This is a genomic window from candidate division WOR-3 bacterium (assembly GCA_039802205.1).
Taxonomy (GTDB): Bacteria; Hydrothermota; Tepidihabitantia; order SM23-42; family JAOAFX01; genus JAOAFX01.
Genome location: JBDRWD010000016.1, coordinates 27,498 through 44,958, shown reverse-complemented (window position 1 = coordinate 44,958; position 17,461 = coordinate 27,498). Strand labels below are relative to the sequence as shown.

Annotated in this window: 8 protein-coding genes and 1 riboswitch; of the genes, 3 read left to right on the top strand and 5 right to left on the bottom strand. The window is 40.7% G+C overall.

Annotation, left to right across the window (positions count from 1 at the left end; genetic code table 11):
* Positions 1-305 precede the first annotated feature (305 nt).
* The 3 genes from ABIL39_05295 to ABIL39_05285 all read left to right on the top strand — a co-directional run bounded on the left by ABIL39_05295 (position 306) and on the right by ABIL39_05285 (position 7,310).
* Positions 306-3,944, top strand: a complete 3,639-nt coding sequence (locus ABIL39_05295; protein MEO0165535.1) for an FG-GAP-like repeat-containing protein — start codon at positions 306-308, stop codon at positions 3,942-3,944.
* Between the two features lie 28 nt (positions 3,945-3,972).
* Entirely contained in the window at positions 3,973-5,712 is a 1,740-nt protein-coding gene (locus ABIL39_05290; GenBank protein MEO0165534.1) for a PorV/PorQ family protein, read from the top strand.
* 62 nt (positions 5,713-5,774) lie between these two features.
* Entirely contained in the window at positions 5,775-7,310 is a 1,536-nt protein-coding gene (locus ABIL39_05285) for a T9SS type A sorting domain-containing protein (GenBank protein MEO0165533.1), read from the top strand.
* A 23-nt stretch (positions 7,311-7,333) separates the two neighbouring features.
* On the opposite strand, the gene ABIL39_05280 is transcribed toward ABIL39_05285, so the two are convergent.
* The 5 genes from ABIL39_05280 to ABIL39_05260 all read right to left on the bottom strand — a co-directional run bounded on the left by ABIL39_05280 (position 7,334) and on the right by ABIL39_05260 (position 17,459).
* Entirely contained in the window at positions 7,334-10,798 is a 3,465-nt protein-coding gene (locus tag ABIL39_05280; GenBank protein MEO0165532.1) for a C25 family cysteine peptidase, read from the bottom strand.
* A 2-nt stretch (positions 10,799-10,800) separates the two neighbouring features.
* On the bottom strand, positions 10,801-12,798 hold the full coding sequence (locus tag ABIL39_05275) for a sensor domain-containing diguanylate cyclase (protein MEO0165531.1): 1,998 nt from the start codon (positions 12,796-12,798) through the stop codon (positions 10,801-10,803).
* 107 nt (positions 12,799-12,905) lie between these two features.
* On the bottom strand, positions 12,906-13,892 hold the full coding sequence (locus tag ABIL39_05270; protein ID MEO0165530.1) for a hypothetical protein: 987 nt from the start codon (positions 13,890-13,892) through the stop codon (positions 12,906-12,908).
* 11 nt (positions 13,893-13,903) lie between these two features.
* The gene (locus ABIL39_05265) at positions 13,904-15,607 is read right to left on the bottom strand and encodes a TonB-dependent receptor (GenBank protein ID MEO0165529.1); all 1,704 of its coding nucleotides are present in this window, start codon (positions 15,605-15,607) and stop codon (positions 13,904-13,906) included.
* Between the two features lie 26 nt (positions 15,608-15,633).
* Positions 15,634-15,856: riboswitch (cobalamin riboswitch) on the bottom strand.
* Between the two features lies 1 nt (position 15,857).
* Positions 15,858-17,459: an AarF/ABC1/UbiB kinase family protein gene (locus ABIL39_05260; GenBank protein ID MEO0165528.1), complete on the bottom strand. Its 1,602-nt coding sequence runs from the start codon at positions 17,457-17,459 to the stop codon at positions 15,858-15,860.
* Positions 17,460-17,461 lie beyond the last annotated feature (2 nt).

Here is a 17,461-nt window from a genome sequence, read left to right as displayed (position 1 = left end):
TCATAGAAAGAGATATAATCACAGGAGTAAAGAGCATGATTAATTCAATTCTAAAACTATACTCTTATTCGCCTGAGAATCTAAATTTAATTTGGGTAAGATTTTATTTTGATGAAAGACGGCAAAATGCTACTAGTATGTTTTACTTGACTTTTGTCAATAAATTTTTATAATTTAGTAGAAAATAAAGGAAGAATTATGACTAAGTTTATATTTAAGACAACTTTTGTTGACAATATACTATTAAATAAACACTATCCAGTATGAGAAGAAGGCGTTAAGTTGTTTGAAATGGAGCAGAAAATATGAATATGCTGATAATTTTGCTTTTAGCCCAATATCAATGGATTGAGACTACCCAGAATGATTTTAAGGATGGGATCTATGAGAAAAATCTTTTTGCCTCACGGCGCAATAATGGCTGTGTGGAATATTTGCCGCGATTTGATTTGGATAACAATGGATATGTTGATTTGTTCATCGCAGCACGTTTGAATGAATGCCATTATATTTATTGGGGTGAGTCCACTGGTTATAATACTGGCAATTATACAATATATCCTACCAGCGGCACTGCTGGTAATTGTGATGCAGCAGATGTAGATTTTGACGGCTACCCCGATTTTCTAGTTGTTCCATTACAGAATGAATGTATTTTTGTGTTCCACGGTACGCCAAGCGGACCAAATCCATCAGGTCCTATAACTCTTTCTGTCCCCAGTGCATGGAATGAGTCAGGTATGTTTGCGGATTTTAATAAGGATGGTTATATTGATATCGTTATTGGAAATCGTTATACCAACCAAGCAAGTATCTTCTGGGGAAGCGCTTCGGGTTATTCAAATTCTAATTCTACCGAGTTACCTACTCAAAGTGGTCAGCATAATGTTGAGGTAGCTGATTTTAACAAAGACAATTGGCTTGATATTCTCTTTGTCAATGATAATGCCACATATAATTTCATTTACTGGGGTAGTGTTTCGGGATATTCTCCGAGTAATTATCAAACCTTGAATAATGTTGGTATTGGACATGGTTCTTCGGTTGCGGACTTAAATAGTGACGGGTATCTGGATCTGGTATTTACTACTCGCAATACGAATGCGGCTTGTATTTATTATGGTAGCCCATCGGGATATTCAAATTATGTGGTGGTGAATCCTGGGCAGGGTAATGGTAGTGGGTATGGTGGTAGTTCGGTTGCGGATTTAAATGGTGATGGGTATTTGGATATAGTCTTTTTTGCGGTTGGTAATCCTGTGATTTACTGGGGTAGTGGAAGTGGATATTCAGATTCCAATCGTTTTATGATTCCGATTCAGGTTTGGACTTCTGCGGGTTTTGTTTGTGATTTAAATGGTGATGGGTATTTGGATATTTTATTGGGTAATTGGGGTTGGGATGGCATCACGCATATTGTTTGGGGTCCGAATTTTACGACCAGTCAATCACTCGCTGCTGATTATGATCATCATGGGATGTTTCGGGAGATCGGGAATGTGTATAATCGTAAATACTACGAGGATTATATTTCTTCGGTCTTTGATGCGGGTGAAGAGGTTGCCTGGGGGATTGTTGACTGGGATGATAGTCTGCCCCCGGGCTCAAGTATTTCATTCTTTGTGCGCAGTGGCAATACACCAAATCCGAATAATTCCTGGTCAGGATGGGATTCTTTAGGTAAAGGTGAAGATATTCCTGATAGTTTGAATTCAAGGTATCTCCAGTATCGGGCAAGGCTAAAGTATACAAATCCAGCATATTTGCCATACTTGTATGAGGTCAGAATTGGTTATGGTCCAGCGGTGAGATTAATTCTTGAGCCTAATCAGGCGGATTCTACATTGCCCAGTGTAAGGATAGATTATCCTATCCGGGTGATAAATATAGGAATTGGTCTTGATACGGTTGATTTAGTTTATCAGCATACTACCAACTGGCAAATAGACTTATTTGATTCTACGGGCAATAATCCCCTGGTTGACCACAATAACAATTCAATTCCGGATGTGATAATAAACATCAATGATACAGTGCCGATTGTTTTAGGTGTTACACCACCATCAAATGCCCAGGGTGGGGAGGTTGATTCATTGAGGTTGATTGGCAATTCTAATATCAATCCTGCATTAATGGATACGGTCTTTATTACTACGAAGATTCGCAGAGTTGTGGCGATACTGGTTGAGCCTGACCAGGTTGGGTATACGGTGGCGGGTGTACCAAAAAGTTATGATTTGTGGGTTTATAATCAGGGGACGAATCGTGATACGGTTGATTTGTATTATAATCATAACCGACCCTGGGGTGTTGTATTATTGGATTCTCTGGGTATGCCGCTTGCTGACCATAATAATAATGGTCTGGTTGATCTTTGGGTTAATAATTCGGATTCGGTTAGATTCCGATTGTTTATCTATTCACCCGATACTGCCTCTGCAGGTGTTGCTGATACTTTGATTCTGACCGGTCGTTCCAGTTTGAATCCGGCAATTACTGATAATGCAAGGATTATCACGATTATTGAAGGTATGGGTGCGATCATCATCTTTCCGGACCAACAATTGACGGGATTGCCCGGGAATTGGGTAGACTTTCCGCTTTTCTGCAGGAACAATCAGACCTTCATAGATACGATTGATTTGAGGTATGTTGATCGGCTGGGTTATAGTTATCAATTATTGGATTCATTAAATAATCAACTAGTTGACCACAATAATAATGGTCTGGTGGATTTGCCTGGGATTGGTGGTTCGGGTGCTCAGGTTGGTTTCAGCCTGCGGGTTTTGATTCCTGCAAATACTCCATCTGGTGTGCGTGATACGATAATTGTTTATGGCTATTCGGGTCGGGATACTTTAATCCGCGATTCATCTATTTGTGTATTGATTGCGGGTACGATAGCCCAGGTGGATATTGAGCCGAGCCGTAGTGATTCAGCGTATTCAGGTGATTCGGTGGATTATCTATTGTGGGTGAGTAATTTTGGTAATGCAGTTGATGTGATTGATTTGAGGGTTATTGGTGCAGATTTTAGTTATATCTTGCGAGATTTGAGTGGTAATCTGCTTACAGATACTGATGGTGATGGGGTGGTTGATTTGGGTTCAATGAGTGGTTTTGGTGGGTGTGAGAGTTTGTTGGTTCGGGTGAGAATACCGCAGACAAATCCTGATGTTGTTGATACGGTGATTGTGCGTGCATGTAGTAGTAATAATATTTCGGTCTATGATGATGTGGTAATAGTGACTAAGAGTTTAGGTGGGGTGTGGGGGTTGGTTATAGAGCCTGATCATACAAATCAGGTTGAGGTTGGAAAGAGTGTAACTTATCCATTGCGTGCGATTTTGCAGGCGAGTTTATCGGATTATGTGAATATCATTGGTGGTGGGGTGATGAGTGGTTGGCAGGTAGAGATATTGGATAAGGATGGTTCAGCATTGGCTGATAACAATCAGGACGGTATTATTGATTTAAATTTGGTTAGTCCTGGTATTCCGCGTGATTTTGCGGTGCGGGTTAGTGCACCAGATAGGTTTGATTTTTCAGGTGTATTAGATACTTTGATTTATTTTGATTTAGTTGTTTATGGAGTATGTAGTAGGAATGAGGGGATAAGGGATAGTGCACTGATTAGAACGATTCTTGTGCCGCCGTTTGAAGTGCATAATTTTCGGAATCCGTTTCGTGAGCGGACGCAGTTTATGTTTAGTCTGCCTAAATCGGGTCGGGTGAATTTAGAGGTCTATACGCGTGCGGGTGAGTTGGTGCGGAGGTTGATTACCAATAGACATTATGATTTTGGAATTCACTATTATCCCTGGGATGGTAAGAATGATAGTGGTCAGAGGCTTGCACCTGGTGTCTATATCTATGTCTTTGACTTTTATGCGGATGATGGAGAACATAAAACTGTGAAGAAAAAGGCAGTGATAATAAAATAAATGCCTAAATGACTAAAATTGAAAAACTATGATAATCTTTTTCTATTTCTTTACAGTGTTTTCCCAAAATGATATCGGCACTACGATGTATCCACTATTGAAGATTGGAGTGGGGCCAAGGCCAGTGGCAATGGGTGAGGCATTCGTCGGTCTTGCTGATGACATCACCGCCCTTTATTGGAATCCTGCCGGAATCTCTGTATTAAAAGACTTAAAATTCTTTGCCTCCCATCATGAATGGTTTCAGAATATTAGAGATGAATTTCTGATATTTGGGATGCCCGGTTTTGATGGCTATTTGGCAATTAGTGGTATATATTCTTCAAATAAGGATGTGGAGATATGGGATGAGAATAATAATCCACTGGGCACCGGTAATCTCTGGAGTGGGATATTCACTATTGGTTATGGACGGAATTTAAAAGAAAAAGCAGATTATGGATTCGCATTGAAGACGATGATTGAAGATTTGTATGAACAAAGACTATATGACCTTGCATTTGATGTTGGTGGAAAGCTCATTGTAAATAAAGACATCCAGATCGGAGGTTCAATAAAAAATCTTAGTTACAAGACTAACTTACCTTCGGAAATGAAGATTGGTGGTGTATATCAGGGCTTAAAAAACTTAAATATATTGCTTGATTTGAATCTACCATTAGATAATATCATTCGCGTAAACCTTGGGATTGAGTATAATTTTAATCCTATATTCTCTCTGCGCGCCGGATGGAGGAGCGGTCCTTATAGTATTTCAGAACTCGGTATCGGCTCGGGTTTTACCACGGGTTTTGGCATAAGATATGCAGATTTACAGTTTGATTATGCATTTGTCCCTTATGGCAAATTGGGCATTACACATAGAATTGGTTTGAGCGGTAGTTTAGGGATAGTTAAACCAACAAATCTTTTGAAAATTTTGGTTATTGATGGCGACACAAAAGAGCCGCTCACTGCCAATATAAGCCTCACTGGCATAAAACAGGGTAGTTTTCAGACCGATAAATCAGGGAAGATTGAATTTAAAAATATTGGTTCTGGTGGATTGATCATCACTACATTTGTCCCTGGTTATCCCCAGAATGTGGATTCAATCTTTGTTGAGCCTGAAGGTAAGACAGAGAAGATAATCACTCTCTATAAAACAAAATTCGGAATTCTGCGAGGAATTGTCTTTGATGCGGTGACAAAAAAGCCAATCGGTGCCACTATTTCATATAAAGGAAATGCCTATGGCACAATTGATAATGATTCTCTCTCCGGTTCATTCGTCTTACGCAACCTCCCTGCAGGTGTTTATGTTTTAACGGTTTCAGGAAAAGACCCAAGATATATTGCCCAGACCTGTTCGGTCGTTGTGGAACCAAACAGACTAACGGAAAAAGAAATTTATCTCATTAAAAAACGGGAGAAGATAGTATTAAGGGGAGTAAATTTTGATACGGGCAAAGCGGATTTGAAACCAGAATTTTTACCATTCCTTGATGAAGCAGGCAAAATTTTACTGGATAATCCTGATATAAAAGTGGAATTAAGTGGCCATACTGACCCAAGAGAGATAAACACCGCGGAATTTCCTTCCAATTGGGAATTATCCCTGGCACGGGCTGAGGCGGTAAGAAAATATCTTATTGAGAAATTTAATATCGCACCCGAGCGGTTGATTGCCCGGGGTTATGCCGATACCCAACCGATTGCGCCGAATAACACCGAAGAAGGAATGGCAAAGAATCGGCGGACTGAGTTTAGAATAATTGAAGAAGAATGAAAGATTCTAAAATTTCACAAAAATTTCACAAAACAAGGGTATAATAATACAAAGGAGGTTTTATGGGTATAATTGTCTTCTTTATGTTAACCATTTATAATGGACCTTCTCTTATTGGGAGTCGGCAATGGGACCATAAGATCCATAACATAAATAATATTGAATTCGGAATAACAAATTATGGACATTTGGGAATGCCCTGTTACTGGCCTAAAGGAAGTGGTCAGGGTTATATTTTTGGCTCAGGGATATGGGTTGGTGCCATTGACTCTATAACCTGCGATACAATGGTGACAATTGGTTATGGAACCCATGGCGGAGAATCTGAATTTGTTCCGGGTTTATACGGACAGGACCCGGGTGCACCTTGTGTAATAATCTATATGTATCCAGACCCCTGGCCCGCACCTTTCGATAGTTTTCCCATGGCTCCACAGGAACCATTATCAGACCAGGATTCCTGGTGTTGTTATAATGATTGTGATTCAACATATCATATGCCAAATGATACAAAACCAATCGGCATTGGAGTCTATCAAACCGTCTATGTCTGGAGTGATCCTTTGCTTGCGGATATGGTGTTTTTGAAATTTGAAATAAAGAATGTGCTGCACAAACCGATTAAGAATCTATATTTCGGATATTGTGCTGATTGTGACATTGGAAATGAGGCAGGGACTAATGCTAATGACATTTGCTATGCAATCGTTGGAAAATGGTATGTAGTAAATGGCGAATCAATCTGGGTTGATAATCTTGCATTTCAGTATCAACTTGCAGATGAACCAGGCTGGAGTGATGTTGGCACAATCGGCTTTGATTTATTGCAGACACCATTTGATTTACAATGGGGGCAGGATAAAGATAACGATGGTATTGTAGACCAGTATGAGCGGGATAGTATTTATTATTGGAATAATGTGCCGCCAAGTCAATGGGATATTGACAACGATGGTGTTCCGGACTGGCGTGATCCATCGGAGAATCCCCAGATGGGATTGACAGCATACAAGAGATTTACCCTGGTAAGCGATCCGTATTATGATAATCAACGATATTTAGCCCTTGCCGGATATGATTATAACAATGGGCAATATGTTCCTTATGATACAGTAGTCCCCCAACCCGATGACCAGCGGTTTTTGATGGCAAGTGGACCGTTCCAGCTGATGCCTGATTCCAGCGCCACCATTATATTGGGAGTTATGTTAACATACTGGGATAGATATAACCATTCAATGCCCGATACCGAAATCGTCCTGCTTGACCACCGAATGCAGACTTATTGGAATTTGAACTGGAGGTTGGGTATTCACGAAGGTTCTTTATTCAGCTCAAAGGTTAATAACCTTTGTATAAAACCGAATCCGGTTAAAGACGAGGCAATGGTACATTTTATTTTAAAAGAACCTTCCTATGTTACTTTAAATCTCTACAATTCATTGGGACAATTAGTACTGAATGCCTGGAATGGTGTTAAACCAACAGGAGAATATAATATAAGAATTGATGTCCGTGAATTGCCATCGGGAACTTATTTTCTTGTATTAAAGTCAGAAACGGAAATTACAAGCAGAAGACTGATCGTGATAAAGTGAAAAAAGCAGAAAAAAGTTGATATTTAGCGAAGTAATATAACTTTTTGTATTTCTTTCTTATTTCCTGCTTCCAGTTGAATAAAGTAGATTCCGGCAGGAAGTTTACGACCTGCATCATCTTTACCATCCCATACAATATTGGATGCATGGTTTGAGATGTAAAAGGACAGGTTAAATGATTTAACAAGTCTGCCTACAACATCATAAACCGCAAGGCTGAAGCCTTGCCCTACATCATCAATTTGGGGAAATTTGAAATCGGAAATGTGAAATTTAATCACACATTGATTCTGGAATGGATTTGGTAAGACTTCGAGTTTTAATTTTTGCCCGGACGCTTCAATTATACTTTCTTCAACAGCGGTTTGGTATTCAACACTGAAATCATCTATATAAAAACCTTCTCCCGTATGCCCATCATTATCGCTGACAAAGGCAATGCGAATCTGAATGGAGTCACCGGAAGAGTAATCATCAAGTAAATATTTCTCACAGAACCAATCACTATTGATCGGCCGGTTTTGGAGGGCACCGCCGGTGCCGATGAAATCAAGGGTATCCGCATTATTATTATGGAGAACAATCACATAGATTCCATCACTCCCATAGATGGGCACATTGAACCAGCGATAGAATTTTAGTAGAGAATTTTTATGGATCATAAACGGTATGGTCTGGATGTAACAGTTCATATTATTGACATATTGACCAGTGTTTTCATTGCCACAATACCAGGAATGTGATTGTGAAAAATATCTTCTCTGTGAAATATGCCATAAGTTGTTTATTCCATCGGTTGTCCAGAGATTGGCCCCGGATTCCATATCATCAAAAAATCCAGTTTCGCCAATCAATATTGAGACTGTGTCGGTAAAACATAAATTTTCCGAGTGGATATTCAATAAAAACTTAGAAATATGAGGCAGTGGGCAGAATGGACTTATATATATCACAAATGGTTCTGGGGCACTTTTTATTGACTCAGGCGGAATTTCACCATAGCGCACGGTATCAATTAGCACAAATCCATAGGGGTCAAGGGATGATAATCCTGACCGGACCGAATGCCCAGCACCATAGCCTGAATTTTTTAAATTTATATACAATGATTCTATCTGTCCGGGTATGGCAGGTAAAGTTCTAATATCGGTTTGCTCAATCTTCAATTGCGGCATTCCAATAAGGATGTTAGGTCTAAAAATCAGGGTATCATTGTTGAAAACTATTCTTAGATTGAATGTAGCACAATTGCCATTTTGAGCAAAATCTCTTATTCTTATTGCAAATGCATTGTCTATGGTTGTTGAGTCATTTGGTAGTAATGAATCAATAAATGCAGTACTATCAAAAACCAGGACTAATGTATCATTCGCTGAAATTGTTAATTGAATATTTCTTGCTATAATACTACTGCAGTTAATTATTTTTGTTGGAAGTAGAATATTTTCACCCGGGTTTGCGATATGGTCATTATTGCCAAAAATATCGTTTATGTTCCATCCTCCAAAATTAATATATGCGCCATTCATTACCGGGATTGTTGATTCAACTGGCAGATAATTATGGCATGTTATGGTTAGGTCAAAATTTCCTGGAATCAAGGCATTGGTTTTTAAAAATATTGAACCACTCGCATCGGTATATCCTGAAGCATATGATTCATTGCCTTTCATCAAACATACAAGGGCATTGCGCAGAGGAGTATTTGTTTTCTTATCTTTTACGGTAATCATTATTCGTGCATTGCCCAGCGGTAGATAAGAAGGGGCAAAGACGAGCATTGTATCAGGAATTTTGGTCCAGACTGGCAATTCCGGATCACCAAGAAGATTTAATTGATACTGGTGCCATCTATAGACATTCTCTTCTCTTGAATAAGGTATGAAGTGCGCCTTTGCCATTGCTAATGCCTCACCGAGGTGATAATTATCTTCTTTAAGGAGTGAATAGAAAAATCTTGAATCAAATCTATCAGAATAACCAAATCCGGGATTTCCTGGTGAACCCCAGCCATAACTGGAATTACCAATAAATGCGACACCACCACCATTTGGACTGTTGACGAACGCTTCAGAAACTGATGCCGAGTCAAAGGCATTTGTCCAGCAGCCGATTGAGTATAAAATTCCATATCTCGGTCCATTTGTGATCGTATCAAAATCCACATTATAAATCCGGTGGGGCCAGCCACCCACCGAGATCAGATTTATCCAGCCATGACCATCATGATTTATCAGATTCTGCCCATTCCTTATCGCCTGCATCACCGCCTCTTTCGTTTCGTTGCCCAGACTCTGGTATAATTTTGTTATCTCAAAGTAATTGGGGAATGACTCATTACCGATCTTATTTTTATGAACCCCCTGATCGGTATATGGATCGTGCCATAATACTTCGGCAGTAAAGAGTGCGTTATCAAGATATTCAAAGGGTGGATTTTTTTCATAGGTTAAGACTTTTTCGACAAATCTTTGTGCCTCAGGAATTGTATTTACTGGTGCCCTTCCCACAATTAGATCTGGATATAAATCTATACTATCCTCAATCTCTCCATAACTTCGGTCATTATCTCTATCCCAGTTTCCCTGCAAATCCGCATAATACAAATCACAGGGCATTGTATCTTCCCTTCCGGGATAGATATTGGCACTACAGGTCATTGCATAGGCGAATCGGCAGGGGATATAATCTACATCACCACCTAATAGCACATATATGGTACCCGAGTCAACGAGGGTTTTTAAATAGTTTCGGAGCTTTGCCGCGCTATCTTCCCCTGGATAATGATTGATTATCCAGCTTACATTCCTTACCTGAGCTGGAACTCCCTTTTTTCTTTTCCAGGCAGCGAGACGCTGGAAGACCGTATCCATGGGTGATTCAGTAATTATCAGATACTGAAATTCATGAAGGTCTTCAAGCACCTTTTTTTCCTTCACCGTTACCGGATTAACGACGAGTTGCTGGAGCAAATCATCTCGGGCTATAGCTGGATTACCTCCTTCATAATGGATAGCAAACTTTATTGAAGTATGAATGATGATTTTCCTTGCCAAAGGCAGGTATTGAAACGGAACTACGACGAGTTCACAGATTTGATGATTATTAAAAACTCCACTGCCTTTTAAAAAAATAATTTTTTCAGGATATGGTTTTGGAGATTGATAAATATTTTTGTTGGGGGCAGAGATTTTTTTTACCTCCATGCAAAGGATTGTTGGAGGAGCAGTGAATGAAATGTCCGAGGTTAATTTCAGCTCCTTTTTCTCTGTGGCGATTACTTCTACACTTTTTATTTGAGCACCTAAGGGGAGCGCAATCTTAATGGTTGTGGTAGGTAATTCAGGGGCACCAACTTCATCGGTGATTTCCCAACCCGGAATTCGCAATTTTAAGAAATTCCCATTCGGAATAAATTGCAATTGGTTCGGATCCAGAACGAATTGACCCAAGTATGTTTCCGTGATTAAGAAAAAAAAGATTAACAAATTTAAGCTCCGGCAAAATTGACCCGATTGCCGCCCATCTCCTTCGCTTCATAACAGGCGTGGTCGGCAAGATCAATGAGTTTTTGTTTTTCCCGGCTGTCCTTGGGAAAAACGGCAATACCAATGCTGAGTGTGACCGGCGGATCAAGCTTTTCGGCTTCGATCTTTTTTCGAATTCTTTCAGCAACAACAAGGGCAAAATTGGCATCGGTCTCCGGTAATACCGCAATGAACTCATCGCCACCGTAGCGGCCCAAGAAATCAACATCCCGGATTGCTTCTTTCATAAGGTTGCTAAATCTTTTCAATATCTCATCTCCTGCTGAATGCCCAAATTTATCATTATAACTTTTGAAATTATCAAAATCCATCATCAAGAGGGCAAATGGTCGGCGATAACGCTCAGCCCTTTTGATTTCATTTTCAATCATTATCTCAAAACTCCGACGGTTGGGAAGATTGGTGAGGGGGTCGGTCAGGGAGAGCCGCTTTGCTTCTTCATAAAGTCGGGCATTATCCAATGCAATGGCAATCTGGGCACTGAGCGTGGAGAGAATTTTTATATCGTCGGGCGTAAAACCATCAATCTTTGGGCTTTCCACATCCAGGACACCGATCAATTTATCACCTATCATTAGTGGGAAGCAAACTTCGCTCTTGGCTTCTTTCACACCTGGTATGTAATATGGGTCTTTTGATACATCCGGTGAGTAATACATCTCCCGGGTTGCGGCAACATGCCCGGTGATACCGGTGGCACCAATCTTTATTACGATATCCTTTACCGATTCAGGATAGTTGATGTAGGAACAAAGTTTCAAGGTCTGGGTTTCCTCATCGACGAGGAAGATAGCAAGATTTAAATAACCAAAAGTCTCTGTTAAGCGCCGGAGGATATTTTTCAACAAGGCATCAAAATCAAGGGTGGAAATAAATGTTCTGCTCACTTCATAAAGAATTGCTGTCTCTTGAGCCTCCCGGGCAATTCGGGTATATAATCGGGTATTATCGAGGGCAACCGCAGCCTGGCTACATAACAGCTGGAGATATTCAATTTCTGAGGAAGAAAAATCTCTGGGGGTATATGAATCAACATAAAGGATACCAATGAGGTTCTCCCGGGCAATCAGGGGCATCGCCACGACCGCCCTCCTTCCTTTTTGTAACGCTACGGGATTGGCATTCTCATATTTTGTTAAATCCGGGATTATCACTGGTTTTCTTTTTTTTACTACTTCTCCCGAAATACCGTTGGTGAGGCGGGCAGTAGTTTTATACTTATTTATCTGACCGCTTTCTTTATAAAATTCATATGCTTCAAGCACCATGTTCTTGGGTTCATCAACCACCAAAAGACTCGCGGCATCTGTATTGGTAATTTTGATCGCTGAGGCAAGCAAGACTTTAAGGATATTTGCGATATCAAAGGTTGAGGTTAGAGTTATTCCTATATGTTCCAATTCCGTTACAATCTTTGATTTCTCTTCTATTTCACTGATCAATTTGGTGTGTTCAATTGCCAAGGCGGCGAGTTTACAGAAGAAATCCAGGGCAGGATAGTCCTCAAAATTAGCTATTTTCTCCCGATAATAGAGATTTAAACAGCCGATGGATTCATCTTTTAATAAAAGCGGAGCGGTTACAAGAGATTCCAGCCCTTCTTTTTTAATCCATTCAATAGAGAATAAGTCTCCTTTTTCCTGAAAAACTTTAATAATATCAGGGACAAAACGCGGTTTTTTCTCCACACAGACCTTCCCCGAGATCTCTTCGCCTTTGCGCACCTTTACAACCTTAAGATATTCGCTGGAGAGATTGGTAGAATGGGCAATGGTGAGATACTCTTTTTCTCTATCAAAAAGCATAATTGCGGATGCCGAGGCATTAAAAAAGGAACAGGCGGTTCGAGTGATGGTATCAAAAGTCTTTTCAAGCGATGAATGCTCCAACAGGGATTGGGCAATTTCGGCGAGCCGTTCGGGCAAGGATAGCAATTCCATTAAAATGATTATACAGCATAAAACCCTTTTGTCAATAACCAAAATTTGTTTCCTTTAATTTATGGAGAATCCTCTTTGTTGCTAAATTTCCCCTGCCAGGATGCAAATCATTCTTTTACCCGCACAAAACTCGCACCCGTAGCATTCCCTAAAGGAATTCTCTTTGTTATGGTTTCGTTTTCAATCACGATCAGCGTATTGTTCTGTCCAATCCAGTCACCCTGGACAACAAAAATTTTTCCCTCATCATCAATATCGCAACCCATATAGCCACCCAGGGTGTCCAGTCCAATCTTCCTTATGTTCTTGCTTGTCAAATCCACAATCTTTAAAGAATCAGCCCAGCCCACGATATAGGCTTTTTTATCCTTGACAACAAAATAACCTGGTGCACCGCCCACTTCAATTGAATCCTTCAATTGTTCATTCTGCACGATATATAACCGTCCGGCCTGAGTCATTCCATAATCACCGGTAGAAAGGACCACGATATTATCTTCGTCTTTTTCCACCCACTGGCAATTTTTACCGACCTTAATACTATCTTTTACATTCTTCCCTTCAATTATATAGAGATAGGCGTCGTTATAAACCGGATAACCTGCAGTATCATAGGTAACATTGGCACAGGCGACATAGATTTTATTGTTGTCCGCGATTATTCCTTCAGGAGACCGCCCCACAGGTAAAGAATCAGCGATCGTTCCTTCTTCGTTAAGGATATATAACTTGTTGAAGGTATAAGAGGTGACATAAATCTCCTTGCCCACGAGTGCCGCTGCATAGGGATTTGATCCTTGAGGGAGGGGATAGATGGCAACTAATTCATTATTCTCAACATTAAAGATTTGAAGGCTTGGTGTCCCGCCAAATCCAGAATTGACGATATATCCTTTATCTTCGCCAAAAAGCAGATAGTTAGGAGTAACGCCAGTGGAGAGAATCCCAGTATAAAGGCTGTCTTTGCTGGGGTCATACAGATCGACCCCTTTTACATTCTGGAGAAGGATATAGACATTGCCCTTCCCTGGTACCTTACGGGCACAGGTGAGAAAGAAAAAAACAACAAGCCCAAGGACCCAGTATCTTTTCATGTTACCTCCTTTCACAGATTTATTTTAAAGGTGATTTCGTATTGCCTTCCTGGCAGGGGATATCCTTCAACAAATTGGTAATTTTTATCAAGGATATTTTTAAGGCGCAGGTCAATAAAACAAGAGCGATTTATAATTCTTTGGTTCCAATGATAACCCAAGTTTAACAAGTAAATATCTTCTAAGAATGATACACCCGATGGATTTGCGGGTCGCCTTAACATGATGATTGTCTCGCCAAAGAAATTTGACTTTTCAATATTTAAAACGATATTAATACACGGCCGGTAGGGCAATACTGACCCATCATTACGAGCCCAGAAAAAGCTAAAACCAAAAGATGACTTTAATGGCTTTTCAAAAAATCCACAGAGGTCCGTGCCCCAGGCACGGAAATGAGCAGAATTGACCGGGCGCCATTTTCCATCTCCGCCCGGCATCCAGGTTATTATATCTCGACCAAATTTAAAGAAAAGTTCTCCTTTCAGAAAGTATGCCGCAATATAGCGGAAGCCGGATTCAACGGTGATTTCCTTTTCGCTTTTTAAATTTGGATTGCCCACCGAAAAGTTATCTTCCGGCCAGTAGAGTTCATTCATTGTGGGGTAGCGATAACCGAAAGATAGATTGTGATAAATCCCGAGGTTTTCTTTAATGAAATAGAGACCGGGCAAAAGAATGCTTAAACCAAAAAGACGATCACTGGTAAGGGTCATCTTCGCCGAAGGAGTCGCGGTGAGCAATTTGATTTTATGTTGCTGGAAAAAATCTATACCAATGATATCTCTTGAATGACTTCCAATCTTGGTTGAGGAAACCGCCTCTTTTTCTAAATAAAATGCTATATTCCTATTTTGAGATTTAAAGGATAAGTCCAATGCGGTGCTTAGGGCTTGATGCCGGTCCTGACCAAAGATTGTGTCTGAATAATCTAAGCGATAGAAATTCCCGGAACCGCCAAAGCGGATGGATTGTGTATCATAAGAGAGCGAACCGATAACAGCTTTTTCATTTTTATGGGGTTGCCCGGCGATACTACCCAACTTTTCAGGGACATCAGCATCACGGAAAGTAGCAAATAGGTTAATGGCGAACGGTAAGGTTGATGTCCAGTATCCAGCCCCATGCTGATAATGAGCATTTTCCCGGTAGGAGATGTTATTAAATTCATCCTTGTACGGAAATCTATTTTTATTGTCCTCAATATAGAATCCTGCGGTATTTGAAAATAGGGTCCAGATTCCTCCAGCTGCGATCTTGCCAAAACTACCCCTTTTTAGAATTATACTTCGTTCTTTTTCCTTCGTATAAAATGCTACCGTATTGCCGAGATTACCAAAAGTATGAATGCCTGCGAGATTGGAACTAGCGATGTATCCATCATCGATGAAGTAAGAAGGAAGGAGAGAAATGTCAAAGTCACCAGACTGGGGTGAGTTCAGAGGAATTCCATTGAGGGCGATGGCAGTCGAACGGCTGCTCGGCCCTTTTAACGAAATGGTTGTGAGATTCCCATAATCAAGCAGATTGATGCCTGAATTTTTTAAGAGGCGCTCGGCAAGTGAAATTTCTCCCTTAGGTAAGATTGTAATACTGAAGGGCACATGGAGAAGATCTACTTTATAACGTGCGGCGGTGATATATATTGTATCTAATTCATAAATTGGTTCAGGGTTGGTAAAGATGAGTAAGATAAAAAATATCGGGAAAGCCATAGGGCACCTCCTTTCGTCCGAAGGATTTCCCTTAGGATGCTGGGGATAGGTCTCCTGGCTTGTCCAGCCTGACCGCCTTCCCGTGCTAAAGCACAGTGGCTTTGTGGTCAGACTATGATTATGACACTTTAGCCATAATCATGGCAGATTTTCATCCACCGGCATCACAGTAGCGGCGACTGCGGCCGATTCGCACGGCACTTCCCTTGCATCCCGCAGCTGGAGATTATATCCAAAAATAAAACTTATGTCAATAAGAGAAGAAGGAACGTAAAAGTTGGATCACAAACACCAGAAAAGAGAATATAATTCCGGCGATGCTCAGCACTTTTATCAGTGGGTGGTCGATGAGAAGGATAAGCAAGGCGGAGGTAAACAATATACCAAACCCACTGAGATACCAGTATAGATATTTTTCTGATTTTTGGATCTCTTCTTTTTTATCAATGCGTTTTACTGTATCAAAAAGGGTGTTTATATTTTCGGGTAAATCAAGAATGGTGGTGATCATATCTTCAAACCACCGGCGCCCCTTCTTGAGGAGCAATTCCGCGGAAATAACTCCCAGATTGTGCTGAAAGGCAAAATTTCGGGCAAATTTTATTATATCAAAATCCGCATCCAGCTCCCGGCCGATGGATTCCAGTTGGGACAATGTCTTGCCTAAGTATAACAAATCTTGCGGAATTGTGATCTGGTAGTGTCTTATCACCCGGTTCAAATCTTTGACAAACTCCTTTACGGAAACTTGTTTCAGGGAACGACCTTCGAATTTATCCAAAATATAAAGAATATCTTCCTGGAGCATGTTCTGATCCACAGGCCGCGTGATCACGCCCAATCTTAATATCACCCGGGCAATCTTCCGGGCATCGCGATTGATGACGCCCAATACAAAATTTACCAATTCCTCTTTCATCTGAGGGGATATTCTTCCCACCATCCCGAAGTCAATGGGCACAATGGTGTTGTCCTTTAACACAAAGATATTACCGGGATGGGGATCGGCGTGGAAGAAACCATCGATGAGAATTTGTTTTAAAAAAATATCTGCACCGTTTCGGGCGATGATTTTAGGATTTATTCCATTTTCCTTGATTCGGTTGAGGTCGCTGATCTTTATTCCATCGATGTATTCTTGAACCAGGACCCGGGAAGTAGAGATTTCTTTAAATATCCGGGGAATTTTTATCCTTGGGTCCCTGGCAAAGTTCTCCCGAAAACGCTCAGCGTTGGTGATTTCATTGTAGAAATCCAATTCTTTGTAAATCATCCGGGCGAAGCTATCAATCAGCTCCTGGGGTTTTCTTTCTTTTATGCCCGGAATATTTATTTCCGCAAGTGCCGCTATCCGTCGCAGCATCCCAATATCGAGTTCTATCACCTTCTCAATATTCGGTCGGCGCACCTTGACGATCACCGGGGTATCCTGATAACGGGCAAGATATACCTGTGCGATTGATGCGGAACCAATGGGATTGTCGTTAAATTCGGTGAAAATCTTCTTGATCGGTCCAAGTTCACTTTCTATCACTTCTTTCATCACCGAAAAAGAGATAGGCTTTACCTGGTCCTGGAGCAGACTCAATGCTTCAGTAAATTCTTCGGGGAAGATATCTGTGCGTGTGGAGGCGATCTGTCCTAATTTGATGAAGGTGGGTCCGAGTTCTTCACACAGCAATCTTATCCGCTCGGGAATCGGCCGGATGGCAAGTGGGCTTTTTCTAATCCCCAGATGGGCGAGGAGATAAGCGGGATGAAGAGTCTTTACATATTCTCCAAAACCATATTTTAAAAGGGTCCGGGTGATTTGAAAGTAGCGGTTGAACCGCTGGAAAGGGTTGAGATACATGT